Origin of the sequence: Mycolicibacterium psychrotolerans (genome assembly GCF_010729305.1) — a bacterium.
GTDB classification, from domain to species: domain Bacteria; phylum Actinomycetota; class Actinomycetes; order Mycobacteriales; family Mycobacteriaceae; genus Mycobacterium; species Mycobacterium psychrotolerans.
The window spans coordinates 614,296-632,527 of record NZ_AP022574.1 but is presented as its reverse complement, the minus strand read 5'-3'; the positions used below and the strand labels follow the sequence as shown (position 1 = coordinate 632,527).

14 protein-coding genes and 1 pseudogene are annotated in these 18,232 nt (G+C 70.5%); 5 read left to right on the top strand and 10 right to left on the bottom strand.

All coding sequences use genetic code 11. From position 1 onward, the window contains the following. Position 1 precedes the first annotated feature (1 nt). Genes G6N45_RS03140 through G6N45_RS03130 form a run of 3 tightly spaced genes read right to left on the bottom strand, consistent with a single transcriptional unit; the run spans position 2 to position 4,886 of the window. Complete coding sequence (locus G6N45_RS03140) at positions 2-4,192, bottom strand: alpha-(1->3)-arabinofuranosyltransferase (protein ID WP_275998090.1); 4,191 nt, start codon at positions 4,190-4,192, stop codon at positions 2-4. 28 nt (positions 4,193-4,220) lie between these two features. Next, positions 4,221-4,394 carry a DUF2613 domain-containing protein gene (locus G6N45_RS03135; RefSeq protein WP_070356595.1) on the bottom strand — a complete coding sequence of 58 codons (174 nt, stop codon included), beginning with the start codon at positions 4,392-4,394 and terminating at the stop codon, positions 4,221-4,223. A 24-nt stretch (positions 4,395-4,418) separates the two neighbouring features. Continuing rightward, the gene (locus G6N45_RS03130) at positions 4,419-4,886 is read right to left on the bottom strand and encodes a universal stress protein (RefSeq protein ID WP_057150101.1); all 468 of its coding nucleotides are present in this window, start codon (positions 4,884-4,886) and stop codon (positions 4,419-4,421) included. A gap of 71 nt (positions 4,887-4,957) precedes the next feature. Here G6N45_RS03130 and G6N45_RS03125 point away from each other — a divergent pair, with 71 nt between their 5' ends. Next, entirely contained in the window at positions 4,958-6,151 is a 1,194-nt protein-coding gene (locus G6N45_RS03125) for a glycoside hydrolase family 3 N-terminal domain-containing protein (protein WP_163720366.1), read from the top strand. 65 nt (positions 6,152-6,216) lie between these two features. Then, positions 6,217-6,840: a TetR/AcrR family transcriptional regulator gene (locus G6N45_RS03120; protein ID WP_163720365.1), complete on the top strand. Its 624-nt coding sequence runs from the start codon at positions 6,217-6,219 to the stop codon at positions 6,838-6,840. 3 nt (positions 6,841-6,843) lie between these two features. Here G6N45_RS03120 and G6N45_RS03115 read toward each other — a convergent pair whose 3' ends face one another. Further along, positions 6,844-7,695: a MaoC/PaaZ C-terminal domain-containing protein gene (locus G6N45_RS03115; RefSeq protein WP_163720364.1), complete on the bottom strand. Its 852-nt coding sequence runs from the start codon at positions 7,693-7,695 to the stop codon at positions 6,844-6,846. After that, positions 7,692-9,074 (bottom strand): 3-oxoacyl-ACP reductase, encoded by a 1,383-nt coding sequence (locus tag G6N45_RS03110; RefSeq protein WP_163727689.1) that lies wholly within the window; start codon positions 9,072-9,074, stop codon positions 7,692-7,694. The genes G6N45_RS03115 and G6N45_RS03110 overlap by 4 nt, the downstream gene beginning before the upstream one ends. 122 nt (positions 9,075-9,196) lie before the next feature. Here G6N45_RS03110 and G6N45_RS03105 point away from each other — a divergent pair, with 122 nt between their 5' ends. Both G6N45_RS03105 and G6N45_RS03100 read left to right on the top strand, forming a co-directional pair. Beyond that, complete coding sequence (locus tag G6N45_RS03105; RefSeq protein WP_163720363.1) at positions 9,197-10,498, top strand: acetyl-CoA C-acetyltransferase; 1,302 nt, start codon at positions 9,197-9,199, stop codon at positions 10,496-10,498. Between the two features lie 215 nt (positions 10,499-10,713). Beyond that, positions 10,714-11,646 (top strand): TIGR03564 family F420-dependent LLM class oxidoreductase, encoded by a 933-nt coding sequence (locus tag G6N45_RS03100; protein ID WP_163720362.1) that lies wholly within the window; start codon positions 10,714-10,716, stop codon positions 11,644-11,646. A 304-nt stretch (positions 11,647-11,950) separates the two neighbouring features. Here the strand turns inward: G6N45_RS03100 and G6N45_RS03095 are convergent, their stop codons facing one another. Next, a complete protein-coding gene (locus tag G6N45_RS03095) occupies positions 11,951-13,786 on the bottom strand; it encodes an acyl-CoA dehydrogenase (RefSeq protein WP_163720361.1) in 1,836 nt (611 codons plus the stop codon). A 237-nt stretch (positions 13,787-14,023) separates the two neighbouring features. Between G6N45_RS03095 and G6N45_RS03090 the strand changes: the two genes are divergently transcribed. Next, the gene (locus tag G6N45_RS03090) at positions 14,024-15,112 is read left to right on the top strand and encodes an NAD(P)H-dependent amine dehydrogenase family protein (RefSeq protein ID WP_163720360.1); all 1,089 of its coding nucleotides are present in this window, start codon (positions 14,024-14,026) and stop codon (positions 15,110-15,112) included. 10 nt (positions 15,113-15,122) lie between these two features. Here G6N45_RS03090 and G6N45_RS03085 read toward each other — a convergent pair whose 3' ends face one another. The 4 genes and pseudogenes from G6N45_RS03085 to G6N45_RS27985 form a co-directional block, all read right to left on the bottom strand. Continuing rightward, complete coding sequence (locus G6N45_RS03085) at positions 15,123-15,914, bottom strand: SDR family oxidoreductase (protein WP_163720359.1); 792 nt, start codon at positions 15,912-15,914, stop codon at positions 15,123-15,125. A gap of 12 nt (positions 15,915-15,926) precedes the next feature. Beyond that, the gene (locus G6N45_RS03080) at positions 15,927-16,421 is read right to left on the bottom strand and encodes a TspO/MBR family protein (RefSeq protein WP_163720358.1); all 495 of its coding nucleotides are present in this window, start codon (positions 16,419-16,421) and stop codon (positions 15,927-15,929) included. Between the two features lie 85 nt (positions 16,422-16,506). Continuing rightward, positions 16,507-16,866: an acyl carrier protein gene (locus tag G6N45_RS27990; RefSeq protein ID WP_246229012.1), complete on the bottom strand. Its 360-nt coding sequence runs from the start codon at positions 16,864-16,866 to the stop codon at positions 16,507-16,509. Between the two features lie 246 nt (positions 16,867-17,112). Further along, positions 17,113-18,113, bottom strand: a pseudogene (locus G6N45_RS27985) (SDR family NAD(P)-dependent oxidoreductase); the annotation flags it as partial. Between the last annotated feature and the right edge of the window lie 119 nt (positions 18,114-18,232).

Below are 18,232 nucleotides of genomic sequence, written 5' to 3'. Positions count from 1 at the left end.
GTCAGTCATCCTGCTGGCTGTCCGCGGCGGGAGGCCAGGGAACCGCCGAGACGGCGACGGCCACCACCGAGATCAGGGCGAGGAACTGGACCCACGGCGAATGCCCGACGTACCCGTCCACCGAGCGCCACGGATTCTGGCTGAGCACCGCCCCGGCCAGAATCAGCCCGCCCGCCGCGCCGACGACCGTGATTGTCTGGCAGAGCTTTTCGCGTCGCCGCAGCAGATGGCGGGCGCCGAACGCCGATGCCGACAGCGCGGCGCCGACGGGACCGGAGATCACCGTCGCGGCGAGCGTCGCCGCGACGCCGACGGCGACGAGGTTCGGTGCCCACGGCTGGGCCGGCGGGAGCGGGTCGCGGCGTCGGGCCGGCGCGAAGGCCAACACGAGCAGCAGGGGCAGCAGCGCGAGCCCGCCGACCAGCCCCATGCGGTAGGCCGTGTTGGCGGTGAAGGCGAGCGTCACCGTGCCGCGGGTGCCGGCGGGCAGGAGCCAGCCCTGCTGCCAGCCGTTGACGGTCACCGCCCGCAGCGCCGCCCCGTCCTCGCCACGGGCCGACCACCCGGGGTTGATGCTCTCGGGAACGACGAGGACGCGTGCCGCGTCCGACGGCGCGACGTCGACCTCGCGGCGGTCGTTGCGCCACAGCGATGTGCCGACCGATTCTGTTGTGGCCGTACGCACTCGGCTCTCCGCGGGCGTGGTCAGCGCGACACCGTCGACGACGAGGGCCGCCCCGGGGCTGATCACGAGTTCCTGCTGGCCTGCGGGCAGCGTGATCGGCTCGCTGCGGCACGGCCGGGCCGGGATCGGTTCGTTGTCCAGAAGGTCGCCGACCGTGGTGCGCACCGAGGTGGGGATGAACTGGCCGGCGACGGCGATGATCGGGCCGCGACCGCAGCCGAGGGTGACGGTGCGCGCACGGTTGGCGGCGGCGTCGGCGGCGTCGATGGGAACCCCGCGCGGATCCAGCGCCACCACCTCGGCCAGGCCCGGCGGCTTGAGCTGATCGAAACCCAGTGCGGTGCGGTCGATCACGTCGTGCCAGTCGAGCAGGGAGACGGTGATCGTGTCGGTCAGGCGCGGTTTGATCCGCAGCGTCTCCGTGCCGTCGGTGAGGCGGCGCACCTGGGGGCCGTCCCCGAGATCGATCGCGATCATCGTCGGATGAGCAGGCAGCGCCGACTCGCTCGGCGTCACCCGCAGCGCGGAAACCGTATGGGGGGACGGCAGTTTCAGCACCAACGTGGCTGGGGTCTGCGGCGCCACCACGCGTTGGGGCGCGGTCCACGCGGTGTCGGGGTCACCGTCGGTGGCGGCGTAGGCGGAGCCGAGGACGTCGATCAGGTCGGCGTCCCCGCCGGCGCGGGTGGTGTTCGGCTGGGCGATCAGGTCGGCCAGGTTGGGACCTTGGCGGGCGCGCACCCACACCGTCGGCGTCACATCGGTCGGGTTCGGCACGGTGAGCGTGCGACTCAGGTTGACGGGCTCTTCGGAGGCCAGGGCCATCGCGGCGGCACACCGTACGCCGGTCGGGCCGGCGGCGCAGCCGGGCCGGCCCAGCAGTTCGGCCCCCAGATCCCATTGCGCCACAGTTGAACCCGGGGGAGGGCCGGGCACCTCGACGGTGTGCCTCAGGTTGACGGGGTGGGCGAAGCCGTTCGCGTCGTACTGGGTCACCGACAGGTCGGTGATGCCGAACTGCACCCCGGGGGACCCGTCGTCGGTGGCCACGGCGGTGATGCGCACCCACGGCGACTCCCCGTAGGGCAGCGCGACGGTCACCGGTTTGCCCGGCTCGTCGAACCGGACCGTGCTGGTGCCGGTGACCGTCGAGACCTCCAGCCTGCGGACCTGCGCCCCGAGCGCGGTGGCGCTGGGCGTGACGGTGAGCGTCGCGTTCGTGACCGGATGGTCGAAGTCCACCTGCAACCACTGCCCGACGGCGCTCTGCAGGGAGTTGGACACCCAGCTGGTCGACGAGTCGCCGTCGATCGCGGCCGGCGGCCCGGACGCCGGCGACACGTTGGGCAGCGCCGTGGAGTCCGATGCCGCACTCGACACCGTGAGCCGACCGCCGTCCCAGGCGCCCGACACCGGATCGGTTCCCGCCGAGGGGTAGTCGGGCACCCGGTTGAACGTGTTGCGGGCGTCGCCGGCCGCGCGCACCGCCGAGCTGTGGTCGTCGACGCGGCCGTAGTCGGTCTCGCGCGCCATCGGGGTGTCGGTGACGGTGACCACGGGCGCGGGCAGTCCGGCCCGCAGCGCGTCCTGGGTCAGCAGCGCGGGCCCCAGCGGCGGCCGGCCCGTCAGCCGTCGGCGCTCGTCGAGCCGCAGCAGCGATTCGGGCGCGCCGTCGACGCGCGGCATCGCGTCGGCGTCGACGACATACGGCGCCATGGCGTTTCGGGCCCCGTCGACGCGGTATATCTCGACGGCCGGGTAGCGCGGCCGCAGCCCGCTGTCGGTGATGAAACCCTCCAGGGTGCCGGGACCGACCGGCGCGCCGAACTCGGCGACCTTCGTCAGTCCCGGGGAACCGTCGACAGCCCGGTGCACCAGGATCGGCCGGGCCGACCTGCTGGCCTCGGGGTCCAGGTCGTTGCGCACCACGACATACGAAATACCCTGACGCACAAGGGTGTCAGCCAGTCCTGTCGATGGCCGACCGGCGGCGAAGAGGCGCTGAACCGCGTCGAGGGCGCGGATGGTCTCGGGCGGGGTCAGCGGGATCGAGTCGCGCACGCCCCACGGGCTGTCGCCGAGCACCTGCAGCGGCTCGTCGTGGCTGTTGCCCCAGACCTGCGTCGCGAAGGGCGCACCGGGCGCGACGAGGACCCGGCCGCCGGAGTTGTTGGCGTCCAGCCACGCCGCGGTGTCGTGCCAGTACTGCGGGATCGCGTCGAACGCGCCGGGCGCGGTGAGCCTGCCCGTCCACGCCAGCGACGTCGAGGCGAGCAGGGCGGCGAGCACCACGATGCCGACGGCGACCCGCTTGTCGGACTCGGGGTGGGCGAACGCGCGCCGCCACATCGGCCGCGGCACGCTGCCAGGAAGCGGCACCCGGCCCAGCAGGTGGGCGAGCCCCAGCGCCAGCGGCAACCGCAGCAGCGGCTCGAGCTTGTGCAGGTTGCGCAGCGGGGTGCCGTCGGCGTCGAGAAAAGCCTGCACCTGCTGCGCGATCGGGGAGCCCAGCCCGCCGGAGTAGCCGGCGGCCAGCAGCGCCACGCCGACCAGCAGCATGGTCACCAGCCGGCCCCTGGCCGGCATCGTGCGCAGCGTCAGGCCCGCCAGCCCACCGGCCGCGACCAGCGTCGTCGCGAGTACGGCGGCCGATCCGGTGACCAGCGACGCACCTGCCGTCGCGGTCGGCGCCACATACGGTGTCCACGCCCCGGTGCCGCGCAGCATCTCGGTCAGCGACATCCACTGCGTGGTGACGCCGGACGATTCGATGAAGTCCAGGAACGGCGGGCTGATGCGGCCCAGCTGCAGCAGCGCGACCACCCACCACGCCACCGCCAGCGCCACGCACGGCAGCCACCACACCACGAAGCGCCGCCACACCGGCCCCGGCCGGTGGCACACCAGCCACACCACCGCGCACAGGCAGGCCGTCAGAGTCGCGACCGCGTTGACCGCTCCCATCAGGGCGATCGCCAGCGCCGAGCGCGCCGCCAGCATGCGGACCCGAGGATCGCCGCGCTGTGCCGTTCCCACCCCTGCCGTCCCGCCCAACGCGAGGATCACGGGCAGCAGCACCCACGGGGCCAGCATCATCGGCAACGTCTCCGACGAGATCGCGCCGATCGTGGTCAGCACCCGCGGCGACAGCGTGAACGCGACCGCGCCGATCACCCGGGAGGTGGTGGTTCCGATGCCGAGAGCTTCAGCGACCCGCAGCACGCCCCAGAACCCGGCCACCAGCAGCAGCGCCCACCACAGCCGCTGGGTGACCCAGCCGGGCACGCCCAGCAGATCCCCGGCGAGGAAGAACGTGCCGTGCGGGAAGAGGTAGCCGTACGCCTGGTTCTGGGCCTGGCCGAACGGCAGTTCGCTGTTCCACAGCGTGAACGCGCGCGTCAGGAAGCGCAGCGGATTGGCGGTGAGATCGAGCTTGGTGTCGGGGGAGATCTGGCCCGGGGACTGGGCGAAGGTCAGGACCAGTGCCGCCGCGGCGGCCACCCACAACCAGCGCCGCGACAGCGGCCGGGTCTGCTCAGCTACGGTCGCCGTACTCGACCCTGTTGAGCACCGACGACGCCGGATCGCCCGCCTGCAGCGGAGGCCGGGTGTCCTGCTGCACCATCAGCGTCACCCCGAACACGGCTGCCGCGCCCAACAGCAGGCCGACGACGATGCTGGCCGCCGCAGGTACGAGGAACCGATCCATGGGCCTCAAACTAGCACGGGCGTCTCACGGCGCCGGGGGCACGATGAGCACCGGCCGGTGGCCCCGGCGCCGGACGTGATCGGCCACGCTGGACTGCACCAGCGAGCGCAACCCGGTGGTGGCCCGGGTGCCGGTGACGATCAGGTCGGCGTCGACGTCGTCGGCGACGGCGATGATCGTGCCCCACACCGTGTAGGTCTGTGCGACGCACATCGGCTCGGCCGGCAGACCGGCCGCCCGCGCCAGCTCGACGCCGGCGGCGTTGGTGCGCTGCGCCTCGCCGAACGCGATGTCCGCCTCGTCGGCCTCCGGCGGATCAGGCGGTCCGTCGAGGTCGAACGCCGTGGGCTCGGAGCCGCGGTGCAGCGGCGCCCACACCGTCAGCACGACGGCCCGGTCCACCGTCAGGAAGCGGCTCGCGTAGTGCACCGCGCGCCGGGCTGTCGGCGAACCGTCGAACGCGAGGAGCACGACGGTCTCCTCCGCTGGCATCGGTCCCCTTTCTCGTGCCCGTCCCCCTCAGACTATGGCCGGGGCCGGCGTTGCCGTTAGGGTCGAGACCCATGGTTGCCCCGCGGAGCGTCTTCAGAGCTGTGACCGGAATGCTCGCCACGACGGCCCTGCTGGCCGGGTGTGGCGCATCGGCCGACGACACGGCGGCCACCTCGTCGACCACCGTGGCGATGGCGGCCGGACCGGGTGCCGGCTCCGCGCCCCCGCAGGCACCGGCCCCCGCCTGCGGTGATCCCGTCGCCGCGGTCGCGGCGATGCCGACCCGCGACAAACTCGCCCAGCTGCTGATGGTCGGCGTCACCGGCGCCGCCGACGCCCGCGCCGTCGTCGACAACCAGCACGTCGGCGGCATCATGGTGGGTGGCTGGACGGACATGTCGATGCTCTCCGACGGCTCGCTGGCCGACATCGCGGCGAACGCCGGACCGTTGCCGTTGGCCGTCAGCGTGGACGAGGAGGGCGGCCGGGTGTCCCGGCTGGCCGGGGTGATCGGGGAGCAGCCCGCCCCGCGCGTGCTGGCGGCCACCCGCACGCCCGAGGAGGTCTACCAGATCGCCCTCGACCGCGGCAGGCAGATGCGCGGCCTGGGCTTCACGATCGATTTCGCACCCGTCGTCGACGTCACCGACGCCCCAGACGACACGGTGATCGGCGACCGCTCGTTCGGTGCCGATCCCACCACGGTCGCCGACTTCGCCGGCGCCTACGCCCGCGGGCTGCGCGACGCGGGGCTGCTGCCGGTGCTCAAGCACTTCCCCGGCCACGGCCACGGCTCGGGCGATTCGCATGCCGGCAGCGTGGTCACGCCGCCGATCGCGGACCTGCAGAACAACGACCTGGTGCCCTACCGGACGCTGACCACCCAGGGCCCGGTCGGCGTCATGGTCGGTCACATGGAGGTGCCGGGGCTGACGGGCAGCGAACCGGCCAGCCTGAGCCCGCAGGCCTACGGTCTGCTGCGCTCCGGGGACTACGGCGGCCCGCCATTCGGCGGCGTGGTGTTCACCGACGATCTGTCGAGCATGAAAGCCATCTCCGATCGGTTCGGGGTCCCCGACGCGGTGCTGCGCTCGCTGCAGGCCGGCGCGGACGTCGCGCTGTGGGTCACCACCGACGAGGTGCCCGCGGTCCTGGACCGGCTGGAGAAGGCCGTCGCGGCGGGCGAGCTGTCGCAGCCGGCCGTGGACGCGTCGGTCACCAAGCTGGCCGCCATGAAGGGCCCGTCCCCGCGCTGCGGCGGCTGATCTGTCAGCGATTGCTTACCCTGTGTTGGTAAGCACGTTGACTCCGAAGTCGAGAGAGGCGCGTCATGGCAGGTGGTACCAAGCGCTTGCCGCGTGCCGTCCGCGAACAGCAGATGCTCGACGCCGCCGTGCAGATCTTCTCGGTCAACGGCTACCACGAGACGTCGATGGACGCGATCGCCGCCGAGGCACAGATCAGCAAGCCGATGCTGTACCTGTACTACGGCTCCAAGGAGGAGCTGTTCGGCGCCTGTCTGGACCGGGAGCTGGCGCGCTTCGTCGACGAGGTGCGCGACAAGATCGACTTCGCGGATCCACCAAAGGAGTTGCTGCGCAGCGCGGTGCTGGCGTTCCTGAAGTACATCGACGAGAACCGCTCCTCGTGGATGGTGCTCTACACCCAGGCCACCAGCTCGCAGCGGTTCGCGCACACCGTGCGGGAAGGCCGCGAGCGCATCATCGAACTCGTCGGCCGGCTGCTGCGCTCGGGAACCCGGTTCCCCGGCCCGGACACCGACTTCGACATGATGGCCGTCGCGCTGGTGGGCGCGGGGGAGGCCGTCGCGGCGCGGGTCAGCACCGGTGACGCCGACGTGGACGAGGCGGCCGAGCTGATGATCAACCTGTTCTGGCTGGGCCTCAAGGGCGCGCCGACGCCGTCCGACGCCGAAGCGGTCGCGCAGAACTGACGGTCAGGCCGGGGACACCGTGCCCGTCAGGTGCGGATGCCCCTTGGTCAGATGCCGCAGCGTCAGCTCCCAGCCGTCGCCCCGCCGGTTCACGTACAGACCCGCGCGCGCAGGCAGCACGACGGGCTTGGCGAACCGCACCGAGTACGTCACCGCGTCCGGCAGCTGCCCCTCGATGTTGGCCAATACCGCTGCCGCGCTGAACATTCCGTGCGCGATGACGGTCGGGAAGCCGAACAGCTTGGCCGCGAACGAGTTCGTGTGGATCGGGTTGTGGTCCCCGCCCACCGATGCGTAGTGCCGGATCTGGCCGGGCGTGATCGACAGCACGGCGTTCGGCGGACCGAGCTTGGGCTGCTTGGCCGGCGGCGGCTTCGGCTCGTCGGACAGGCTGGTGCGCTGCTGGTGCAGGAACGTGGTGACCTGGTGCCAGGCGGTCTCGGTGCCGACCTTGACGTCGGTCACCACGTCCACCAGCAGGCCGCGCCGGTGCTCCCGCATGTTCTCGGCGTGCACCGCCGCCGACACGGTGTCGGTCACCGCGATCGGCCGGTGCTGGGTGATGTGGTTCTCGACGTGCACCGATCCCATCGCGGCGAACGGGAAGTCGAAGCCGGTGATCAGCGACATCACCGTCGGGAACGTCAGCGCGAACGGGTAGGTGAGCGGCACCGTGTTGTCGAACCGCAGACCGGTGACGTTCGCGTACGCCGCGACATGGGCCGGGTCGATGGTGAGGTCCTCGACCGTCAGTGTCCGGTCGGGCAGGGTGTCCCCGCGCGGCACGAACGGCAGCGCACCCGCCGCGGCCAGCACCAGATTGCGCAGCCCCGACGGCTGCCCGCCCTCGCTCACGCTCCCAACCAGGCCTGGCCGCACACCCGAATGGTGTTGCCCGTCACCGCGTTCGACGCCGGGCTGGCGAAGTAGGCGATGGCCTCGGCGACGTCGACGGGCTGGCCGCCCTGGAACAGCGAGTTCAGCCGCCGCCCGACCTCGCGGGTGGCCAGCGGGATCGCGTCGGTCATCTTGGTCTCGATGAACCCGGGCGCGATCGCGTTGATGGTGATCGACTTCTCGCCGAACTGTGGGGCGAGCGCGTCGGTGAGCCCGATCATGCCCGCCTTGGTCGCGGCGTAGTTGGTCTGCCCGCGGTTACCGGCGATGCCGGCCATCGACGACAGCCCGACGATGCGGCCGTTCTCGCCAATCGTGCCGTTGCCCACCAGGCCCTCGGCAAGACGAAGCGGCGCAAGCAGATTCACCGCGAGTACCGAGTCCCAGCGGCCCTCGTCCATGTTGGCCAGCAGCTTGTCGCGGGTGATGCCCGCGTTGTTGACCAGGATGTCGAGCCTGCCGCCGTAGTGCTGCGTGACGTGCTCGGTGATGCGGTCGACCGCGCCGGCGGCGGTGACGTCGAGCGTCAGCGCGGTGCCGCCGATCTTGGTGGCCAGTTCGGCGAGTGCCTCGGCTGCCTGTTCGACGTCCACCGCGATCACCTTGGCGCCGTCGCGGGCGAACACCTCGGCGATCGTCGCGCCGATGCCGCGCGCCGCGCCCGTCACCACCGCGACCTTGCCGTCGAGCGGCTTGTCCCAGTCAGCGGGCGGGGTGGCGTCGGCGGCGCCGACCCGGAACACCTGCCCGTCGACGTAGGCGGACTTCGCCGACAGCAGGAACCGCAGTGTCGACTCGCACCCCGTGGCCGCCGGTTTGGCGTCCGGGTGCAGGTACACGAGCGCGACGGTCGAGCCGCGGCGCAGTTCCTTGCCCAGCGAGCGGGTGAAGCCTTCGAGCGCGCGCTGCGACGTGCGCTCGTGCACCGAATCGACCTCGTCGGGCGTGGTGCCGACGACCACAACGCGGCCCGACGGGCCGAGGTTGCGCAGCAACGGCGTGAAGAACTCGTAGAGCGCCTTGAGCCCCTCGGGCTCGGTGATGCCGGTGGCGTCGAACACCAGCCCGCCGAACCGGTCGGCCCAGCGGCCGCCGAGGTTGTTCGACACCACGTCGTAGTCCTCGGCCAGCGCGGCCCGCAGCGGCTCGACCACGCGGCCCTCTCCGCCGATCAGCAGCGAGCCCGCCAGCGGCGGCTCACCCGGCTTGTACCGGCGCAGCGGCTCGGGCTGGGGCACACCGAGCTGCTTGGCCAGGAACGACCCTGGGCCGGAGTTGACGACTTGGGACAGGAGATCGGAAGCCACGGCGCTGCCTTTCGAGAAATCCGGGTACATCGTGTGTCGACGGTGCTGGTTACCCAGCACTGTCGTATCCCTCACGAACTTACTCCAGAGTAAGAACGGTGGGTAGTATGACCCTCGACACCTAACATTCCTCGCGACGCCGGGAGGCAGACGTGGCCGACAGCACAACAACCCGCCGGGTAGCCGTCCTCGGAGGCAACCGGATTCCCTTCGCACGTTCGGATGGCGCCTACGCGAATGCGTCCAACCAGGACATGTTCACCGCAGTGCTGGACGGCCTGGCCGAGCGCTTCGATCTGAAGGGCGAAACCCTCGACGCCGTCATCGGCGGCGCGGTGCTCAAGCACAGCCGCGACTTCAACCTGATGCGCGAGTGCGTGCTGGGCAGCTCCTTGTCGTCCTCCACCCCGGCATTCGACCTGCAGCAGGCGTGCGGCACCGGCCTGCAGGCCGCGATCGCCGCCGCCGACGGGATCGCCCGTGGCCGCTACGAGGTCGCCGCCGCAGGCGGTGTGGACACCGCCTCGGATGCGCCCATCGCCCTCGGTGACGACCTGCGTTCGGTGCTGCTCGGGCTGCGCCGGGCGAAGTCGAACGTCGACCGGCTCAAGCTGGTCGGCAAGCTGCCCGCCGCACTGGGCGTCGAGATTCCGGTCAACAGCGAGCCGCGCACCGGCATGTCCATGGGCGAGCACGCCGCGGTGACCGCCAAGGAGATGGGCGTCAAGCGCGTCGACCAGGACGAACTGGCCGCGGCCAGCCACCGCAACATGGCCGCCGCCTACGACCGTGGCTTCTTCGACGACCTGGTGACGCCGTTCCTCGGGCTCTACCGGGACAACAACCTGCGCGCCGACTCGTCGACGGAGAAGCTGGCCAAGCTCAAGCCCGTGTTCGGAGTGCGTAACGGCGACGCGACGATGACGGCCGGTAACTCCACGCCGCTGACCGACGGCGCCTCGGTCGCGCTGCTGGCCTCGGAGGAGTGGGCGGCCGCTCGGTCGATCCCCGTGCTGGCGTACTTCGTCGACGGCCAGACCGCCGCGGTGGACTACGTCAACGGCCGCGACGGCCTGCTGATGGCGCCGACCTACGCGGTGCCCCGGATGCTGGCCCGCAACGGGCTGTCGCTGCAGGATTTCGACTTCTACGAGATCCACGAGGCGTTTGCCTCCGTGGTGCTCGCCACGCTGGCGGCCTGGGAGTCCGAGGAGTACTGCAAGGAGCGCCTCGGCTTGGATCAGGCACTGGGCGGCATCGATAAATCCAAGCTCAATGTCAACGGCTCCTCGCTGGCGGCCGGGCATCCGTTCGCGGCCACCGGCGGGCGCATCGTGGCCCAGCTGGCCAAGCAGCTCGCGGAGAAGAAGGCCGAAACCGGACAACCGGTCCGCGGCCTGATCTCCGTCTGCGCCGCCGGCGGCCAGGGCGTCACGGCGATCCTCGAGGCCTGACCTGACCCTGCTTCTTGTCGCCCAAACCAACGTTTGGGCGAGAAAGGGCGGGACAACGGCGCCATTTCGTCGATCTCGGCGCCCGACCAGACCCGCGGAGAAATTTTTTTCCGACGCTGTAACGCCCGCCCGCGGGACGTCGATACACGTGATAGCTCCGTGTTGCCGTCTGACCCCCCGACCCGACGGCAACACGGGGCTCTTACATTTTGTGCATGCAGATCAGCATGTTCGGACAACTCACCGGCCTCGGCGACGGCTCGCCCGTCGACGCGACCATCGCCTACCTTTCGCAACTGCGCGACGAAGGCTTCAGCCGCGTCTGGATGAGTCAGTTGCCCTACGAGCCGGACCTCCTGACGATCCTGGCCATCGCGCTGCGCGAGGTCGACACGATCCAGGCGGCCAGCGGCGTCATCCCGATCCAGAACCAGCACCCCATGCACATGGCGCAAGCCGCGCTGACCGTCAGCCTGGCCTCGGAAGGGCGGTTCGTGCTGGGGCTCGGCATGACCCACGCGGCGGTCACGGAGGGCATGTGGGGCGTTCCGTGGGACAAGCCGGTGCGGCGCCTCAACGAGTACCTCGACGGCCTCTTGCCGCTGCTGGCCGGTGAACCCGCCGACGCGCCGGGCCAGACGGTGACGACGCGGGGCGCGCTCGTCATCCCCGGCGCGCGGCGACCGGACGTCTACATCGCCGCGCTGGGGCCGCAGATGCTGCGGCTCGCGGGCAAGCGGACCTCCGGCACCTGCACGTGGATGACGGGACCGGCGACGCTGGGCGGGCACGTCAGCCCGTCGCTGCGACAGGCGGCGGCCGACGCGGGCCGCCCCGAGGACGCGGTGCGGGTGGTCGCGGCGCTGCCGGTGGCCGTGACCGACGACGTCGACGCGGCGCGGGCCGAGGCCGCCGAGCAGTTCGCGATCTACGGCACACTGCCGTCGTACCGGGCGATGCTCGACCGTGAGGGCTACGCCGGCCCGCAGGACGCGGCGATCATCGGCGACGAGGCCACCGTCCGGGACCGCCTCGCCGAGCTGCGATCGGCCGGTGTGGACGAGTTCGTCGGCGCGGTGTTCGTGAGGTCGCCCGAGGCACACGCACGCACCCGCGCGTTGCTGCGCACGGTCGACACCGAGAGCTGAAATCTGCTCTGGTGCAACGGCTCGGCCAGGCGTAGCATCGTCTGCACGACGGGTTCGGGAGTGACTGATCTGAAGAGTCGGCAAGGGATGAAAGCCGACCGCGCGAGACTAACGTGACGCGCCCACAGGTCCTCCCGGACCCGCCCTTTTTCGCCCAGATCGACCCGGCGGCTGGCGCCGAGTTGGACGAAAGGGCGCGAACCACTCGCACAAACCCGCCCAAACGTTGGTTTGGGCGAAAGGGACCCCGCCAACGCAGGACCCCCCCGGGAAGAGTCCGGGGGCGTCTCGCGGGCGATGAGGTCTAGAAGGCCGCCTCGTCCAACTCCATGACCTCGTTGTCGAGGTTGTCGATGATCGACCGGGTGCTGGTCAGCATCGGCAGGAAGTTCTTCGCGAAGAACGACGCCACCGCCAGCTTGCCCTCGTAGAAGGCGCGCTCGTCACCCGTGGCGCCGGCGTCGAGCTTCTCGATCGCCACCGCCGCCTGGCGCTGCAGCAGCCAGCCGATGACCAGGTCGCCGACGCTCATCAGGAAGCGCACCGAACCCAGGCCCACCTTGTAGATGCTCGCCGGATCCTCCTGCGCGGCCATCAGGTAGCCGGTCAGCGTGGCGGCCATGCCCTGCACGTCCTCCAGCGCGGTGGCCAGCAGTGCGCGCTCGGCCTTCAGCCGGCCGTTGCCGGTCTCGGACTTGACGAACGACTCGATCTGGCCCGCCACGTGCGACAGCGCCACACCCTTGTCGCGGACGATCTTGCGGAAGAAGAAGTCCTGCGCCTGGATGGCGGTGGTGCCCTCGTACAGCGAGTCGATCTTGGCGTCGCGGATGTACTGCTCGATCGGGTAGTCCTGCAGGAAGCCGGAGCCACCGAAGGTCTGCAGCGACTCGGTGAGCTTGGCGTACGCCTGCTCGGAGCCCACACCCTTGACGATCGGCAGCAGCAGGTCGTTGACCTTGACGGCCAGCTCGGGCTCGATGCCGTGGATCGTCTTGGCGACGTCGGCGTTCTGGTGCGTCGCGGTGAACAGGTACAGCGCGCGCAGCCCCTCGGCGTAGGCCTTCTGGGTCATCAGCGAACGACGCACGTCCGGGTGGTGGGTGATGCTCACGCGCGGCGCGGTCTTGTCCGTCATCTGGGTCAGGTCGGCACCCTGCACGCGCGACTTGGCGTACTCCAGCGCGTTCAGGTAGCCGGTCGACAGCGTGGCGATCGCCTTGGTGCCCACCATCATTCGGGCCTGCTCGATGACGTCGAACATCTGCGCGATGCCGTCGTGCACCTCGCCGACGAGCCAGCCCACGGCGGGGGTGCCGTGCTGGCCGAGCGAGAGCTCGCAGGTCGCGGAGACCTTCAGGCCCATCTTGTGCTCGACGTTGGTGACGTACACACCGTTGCGTTCGCCGGGCTCGCCGGTCTCCGGGTCGAAGTGGAACTTCGGCACGAAGAACAGCGACAGACCCTTGGTGCCCGGGCCGGCGCCCTCGGGGCGGGCGAGCACCAGATGCATGATGTTCTCGAACAGGTCGTCGGAGTCGGCTGAGGTGATGAAGCGCTTGACGCCGTCGATGTGCCAGGTGCCGTCGGGCTGCTGGACGGCCTTGGTGCGGCCGGCGCCCACGTCGGAGCCCGCGTCGGGCTCGGTCAGCACCATGGTCGAGCCCCAGCCGCGGTCGGCGGCGAGCTTGGCCCACTTCTTCTGCTCCTCGGTGCCGAGGTGGAAGAAGATGTCGGCGAATCCGGCACCCATCGCGTACATGTACACGGCGGGGTTGGCGCCCAGGATGTGCTCCTGCAGAGCCCAGGACAGCGCGCTGGGCATCGGCATGCCGCCGAGCTCCTCGCTGACCGAAAGCTTGTCCCAGCCACCCTCGACGACCGCGCGCACGGACTTCTTGAAGCCCTCGGGCAGCGTGACGGTGTGGGTCTTGGGGTCGAACACCGGCGGGTTGCGGTCGCCCTCTTCGAACGAGGCGGCCACGGGGCCCTCGGCGAGCCGGGCGATCTCGCCCAGCATGTCGACCGCGGTGTCGACGTCGAGGTCGGCGTAGGCGCCCTCGCCCAGGACCTTGTCGACCCCGAGTACCTCGAACAGGTTGAACACCTGGTCGCGAACATTGCTCTTGTAGTGGGACACGTTTCCTCCTCGTCGAGAACGCCACACGCGGTTGGGTACTTTTCGGCAAGTTACCCACCAGTAACTGTCGCTGACTATACCGCCCGGTAACTTCAACGCAAGACCACTGTGAGCAATTTCCGCGCGCCAACCAACCGAGCAGTTGGCCGGGACACATTTTTGGCCTTCTTCACCCTGCTGAACTGCGGAAACGAGGCACTGTGATGATGGTCACGTTTGGTTCTCTAGGGTGTGGAGATGGCTTCCAGCATCGGTGTCGCGGTATGGGGAACGGGCAACATGGGCGCCACGTCGATCCGCTCGGTCACGGCGTTTCCCGGGTTGCGGCTGACGGGGGTGATCACCTCCTCCGACGACAAGGCCGGCCGGGACGCGGCGAGCTTCGCCGGCCTGGACACCCCGACCGGAATCAGGGCAGGCACCGACGTCGACGAGGTGCTCGCCGGCGCCGACGCGGTCGCCTACATGGCCTCCGGTGACATCCGGCCCGACGAGGCGGTCGCCGACATCGAACGGTGCCTGCGCGCGGGCGCGCACGTCGTCACCCCGTCGCTGTACTCGCTCTACGACCCGCGCTCCGCGCCGCCGGACTGGGTGCAGCGGCTCACCGCGGCCGCCGAGGAGGGCCGGTCGGCCCTGCTGGTCAGCGGCGTCGACCCGGGCTGGGCCAACGACGCGCTGGCGGTGACCGCGGCCGGACTGTGCACCCGGATCCGCACCATCACTTGCCAGGAGATCTTCGACTACTCCACCTACGACCAGCCCTATGCCGTGCGTGTGTCATGCGGGTTCGGGATGCCGATGGAGGAGACACCGATGATGCTGCTGCCGTCGATCCCGACCATGGTGTGGGGCGGCAACATCCGGCTGATCGGACGCGGGCTCGGCATCGAGATCGACGAGATCACCGAGGAGGTGGAGCGGCTGCCGCTCGACGAGACCGTCGACACCGTGATGGGGCGTTTCGACAAGGGCACCCAGGGCGCCTTCTTCCTCCGCGTCATCGGGTGGGCCGGCGGTGTGCAGCGGGTGATCGTCGAACACATCACCCGCATCGACCCGTCCTGCGCCCCGCACTGGCCGCAGCCCGACCAGGGGGTGGGCGATCACCGCGTGATCGTCGACGGCGACCCGCAGCTGACGATCGTCACGCGCGCCGACGTTCCCGGCGGGACCCGCGCCGACGGCGGCAACACCACGGCGGCCAACCGCCTGCTCGGCGCGATCGGGTGGCTCGCCGAGCAGAAGCCGGGGATCTACGACGGGCTCGACGTCCCGCTGCATCCGCCGCTTCCGCCGGCGGTGGAGGCGACGCGCTGGGCCTAGCCGAGTTGGATCAGTGCCCGGCGAGACGCTTGTTGACCAGCCTGGTCAGCCACGCCGGGGAGAACCGCGCCCCTGCGGCCAGCGCCTTCGCCTGGGTGCCGACCGGGAAGTGCACCTGGCGGAGCACCTTGCGCGGCAGCGTGGGGTCGACGGCGGCGACGATGCCCTCGGCGATGTCCTGCGCGGTGAGCCGGATGCCCAGCGAGGTGGTGGTGCCGGTCGAGATGCCGCTCGTCATCGCGGTGTTCACGTACAGCGGCCACATGTCGATGACGCGGATGTCGTGGCCGCCCCACTCCAGGTTCAGCGCCTCGGTGATCGCCCGGACGAAGAACTTGGTGGCGCTGTAGTTGGCGAGCTCGGCCTGGCCGTAGATCGCCGACGCCGACGCCAGGTTCACCACGACGGCCCCGGGTGTGGTCTTGAGGTACGGGAACGCGGCGTGCAGACCGTTGACCACACCCTTGACGTTGACCTCGATCTCGCGGTGGTGCACGTCGAGCGGGATCTCCTCGAACCGTCCGGCGTTGAGCAGCCCGGCGTTGTTGATCAGCACGTCGAGCCGGCCACCGGCGGCCTCGTGGAACTCGGCGAGGCGGCGCGCCATCTCGTCGGCGTCGGTGACGTCGAGATGGTCGACGATGCTGCGCCCATCCACCGCGGCGATGTCACGCTCCAGGACGGCGAGCCGGGCCTCGTCGATGTCGTAGGCGCCGACGAGGTAACCCCGCTGCGCCAGCAGCAGAGCCGTCGCCCTGCCGATCCCCGTCGCGCCTCCGGTGATGAACACCGACTTGGTCATGGGCCGCTCCTCCTACGAATTCAGTTGCCAGACGGCGAAATTGAGGCACAGCGCGAATGTCGACCACGCCAGATAGGGAATCAGCAGCCACCCCGCCACCGCGCTGCGACGGAAGAACAGCACCACGGTGCCGACGAGCACCAGCCACAGCACGCTCAACTCGGCGAACGCGATGCCGCGCCAGCCCAGGCCGAAGAACAGCGGTGTCCAGGCGGCGTTGAGCACCAGCTGGGTGCCGTACGCGGTCAGCGCGGGCCGGGTCTGCGCCCACGGGCCGCTGCGCCACACCAGCCAGGCCGCCACCGCCATCATGACGTACAGCACGGTCCAGACGGGACCGAAGACCCACGACGGTGGGGCCCAGGACGGCTGCTGCAGCCGGGCGTAGTCCTGCGCCGAGGTGGCCGATGCGAGACCGCCGAGGGTCGACGCGATGACCACCGCCCCGAGCGAGATCGCGAGAGCGATAACGTTTTTCGAGCGCGTGGGCTGTTGACTGTCAACCATGCCGGACCACCCTACCGGTGCGAGGGCCGCGGTCGGTCACCGCGGCCGCGACGTCCCTATTTCGTTCGAATTGCCGCACCCGGTGTCAGTCCGCCGATTCGGCGGGTGGCTCCCCGTCGGGCAGCTGGCCCACCAGGTACTCGGCGAGCCCGCCGATGGTCGGATAGTCGAACACCGCGGTCGCGTTGATCGTGAACGCGCCGCCGAACTGGCTGTGCAGCCGGTTGCGCAACTCGATCGCCATCAGTGAATCGGTGCCCAGGTCGAGGAACCTGCTCGACGCGGCCGGCGGCTGCGCCAGCCGTAGGAAGTTCTGCACCTCGCGCTGCAGGAACTCGGTGACGAAGCCCGCGCGCTGCGGGACCGGGATCTCCTGCAGCTGGCGGAGCAGCTCGCTGTCCCCGGTCGCCTCGCCGCCGGCGCTGGGCAACACCAGGTCGAGCATCGGCGGGCGGGCGGCGCCGAGCACCTTGGCGGCACGCTGCCAGTTGGCCTTGAGCACGGTCGCCTGCCCGGTCCCGTTGGCGACGACCTCCGACAGCGCGCTCAGCGCCGCAGACGGTTCCAGCGGGATCAGGCCCTGGGCGCTGATGTTGGCTGTCGCCGCCTCCGACGACGCCATCCCGCCGCGGGCCCAGGGGCCGAAGTTCACGCCCGTCGCCGGCAGCCCGTGGGACCGCCGCGCCGCGACCAGACCGTCGAGGAACGCGTTGGCCGTCGCGTAGTTGGCCTGACCCCTAGACCCGAACACGCTCGACACCGACGACGACACGATGATGAAGTCGAGGTCGTCGTCCCTGGTCGACCGGTCGAGATGATCGGCGCCATAGCCTTCGGCGCCAACGTGTTCCGGAACCGCCTCAGGTCCTGTGTCGACAGCAGCGCGTCGTCGAGTACGCCGGCCAGGTGCACCACACCACCCAGCGGGGGCATCTCGGCGCGGATGCGCTCCAGCAGCGCCACCATGTCGTGCTCGTCGCCGACGTCCGCGGTCACGACGTGCACCCGGCACCGGTGGCGTTCGACGAGATCGTCGATGATCTGCGCAGCCTCGGCGGACGGGGCACGGCGACCGGTCAACACGATGTCGCCGGCGCCGAGCTGCGCCAGATGCGCCGCGGTGTGCAGGCCGATCGCACCGAGGCCGCCGGTGATCAGGTAGGTCCGGTCAGGCTGCGGCTGAAGCGGTCTGGGCATCTGCAGCACGATCTTGCCGATGTGCCGGGCCTGCTGCATGCGCCGGAACGCCGACCTCGCCTCGGTCACCGGGTAGATCTCGGCGGGCAGCGGCGTCCACTCACCCGTGCCCAGACCGTCGGACACCTCGGTCAGCAGCCCGCGGATGCGCTCGGGTTCGGTGAACATCACCGTGTCCAGCGCGACGATCTCGTAGTCGATGTCGGACCGGGCCTCGGCCATCCGCTCCACCGACCAGATGTCGCGCTTGGCGATCTCGGCGAAGCGGCCGCCGTGGGCGGTGGCCCGCAACGTCGCCTCGATGAAACCTTCACTCGTCAGGCTGTTGAGCACCACGTCGACGCCGACGCCGTCGGTGTCGGTGTCGGCGAGGATCTGATCGGCGAAGTCGGTGCTGCGTGAGTCGTACACGTGCTGCACCCCCATCCGGCGCAGCGTCTCGCGCTTGAAGGTGCTGGCCGTGGCGAACACCTCGGCCCCGCACCGCTGGGCCATCTGCACGGCCGCCAGTCCGACGCCGCCGCTGGCGGCGTGGATCAGCACCTTGTCGCCCGGCTCGAGCTGCGCCCAATCGAAGGACAACCGAACCGTGAGCGCCGCGGCGGGGATGGTCG